Below are 1,524 nucleotides of genomic sequence, written 5' to 3' on the forward strand. Positions count from 1 at the left end.
GGGTCGTGATGCCCAGGTCGGTCAGGAGGGCCGTGGCGGCCCGGCGGGCCGAGCGCAGGGCGCCCTGGACCGTACCGGTGTCCCGGTGGTCGCCGCAGACGTACAGGCCCGCCAGCAGGCGCACGGGGCGGCGCACGTCGTGCGGCGGCGGCATCGCCGGCACCGCGTCACGCGTGTGGTGCACCGCGAGCAGCTCCCAGCGGTGCGTGGCCGTCCCGTAGAGGGCGGCCAGGTGCGCGCGCACCGCCCGGTCCGTGTCCGCGGGCGGAGCGCCCAGGACCGTCGACGAGATCAGGGCGCGTCCCGCGGGCGCGCGGGACGGATCGACCTGGCTGACGACCGCGGTGTGCGCCACCGGGCCCCGGCGGTCCGCGTCCAGGAGCAGCGCCGCGTCCCTCAGGGGCGGCTCGTCCGCCGTGTGGTGCACCACCGTCACCGGGTGGAACGGCGGCACCCGCAGACCGGGCAGCAGCCCGGCCGCGGCGCGCGCGCCGGTCGCCACCAGGACGGCCCGGCACCGCAGTTCGCCGTGGTCGGCCGTGGCCACCGAGGTCGTCGAGACCGAGGTGACCCGCACCCCGGTGCGGACCGTCCCGGTCGGCAGCCCGGCCGCGAGCAGCTCCGGCAGGGCGTCGGCGCCGCCCTCGGGGACGCACGGACGGCCCGCGGCGAAGGCCCGCAGCGCGAGGTCGGCGCACCGGCTCGACGTCGTTAGCTCCGGGTCGCAGAGCAGCGCCGCCAGCAGCGGGCGCAGGAAGCCCTCGACGGTGCGGGCGGGCACGCCGCGCGCCGCGAGCGCCCGTCCGGCGGGCCGCTCGGGGCGGGCCGCCAGCCGCTCCGGGGGAACCGTCGCGATCCGGCCGAGGACCGCGGCCAGCCGGGCCTGGTCCAGCGCGCCCCCGAGGGGCGGGAACGCCCGCGACAGGGGCGGGACGGCGGCCGGAACGGCCGGCCTGCCCCGGGGAGGGGGGCTCACGAAGGCGCGCGCCGCGCCGAGTGCGCCCCTTGCGCCCCCGGCGCTCGCGGGCTCACCCGCCCGGTGCACACGCCCCTCGGCGTGCACGAGGACACCGGGGGCGAACGGCCGCAGGACGAGGGCGTCCAGACCGGGGGCCGACCGCAGTTCGGGGTACGACGTGAAGAGGAGCCGGCCGAGGCGGTCGAGGCGGAAGCCGTCCACCTTCTCGGTCGTCGTGCGGCCGCCAACCTCGGGGGCGGCCTCCAGGACGACGACCCTCACACCTGCCCTGTTCAGCCTGTGGGCGGCCGAGAGTCCCGCGACCCCGGCCCCCACTATGACGACGTCCGCCTGCGTAGCGGGATCGAGCACGTGCCCTCCTAGAGGTCGCGCGGCCGCCGGGGGCGTCGTGCCCCGGACGGGCATCCGGAACAACCGGTTCGGGCCGACCCTAGGACCGCGGCCGCCCGGCGGCAGTCGCGCGGTGACAGGGCACGGACGCACGCCGGTCGCATACGGGCCGCGCACCGGGCCGGCCGCGACCGGGACGGCGGCCCGGGGTGCGC

At 79.3% G+C, this 1,524-nt stretch carries 1 protein-coding gene; it reads right to left on the bottom strand.

What is annotated here, in order from left to right; all coding sequences use genetic code 11:
- Nucleotides 1–1,330, bottom strand: a 1,330-nt coding sequence (locus tag FGF04_RS39145) for an NAD(P)/FAD-dependent oxidoreductase (RefSeq protein ID WP_149516152.1), incomplete at its 3' end; no start/stop codon positions are given.
- Nucleotides 1,331–1,524: the final 194 nt, after the last annotated feature.

This window comes from Streptomyces apricus (assembly GCF_008369065.1).
In the GTDB taxonomy this organism is placed as follows: domain Bacteria; phylum Actinomycetota; class Actinomycetes; order Streptomycetales; family Streptomycetaceae; genus Streptomyces; species Streptomyces apricus.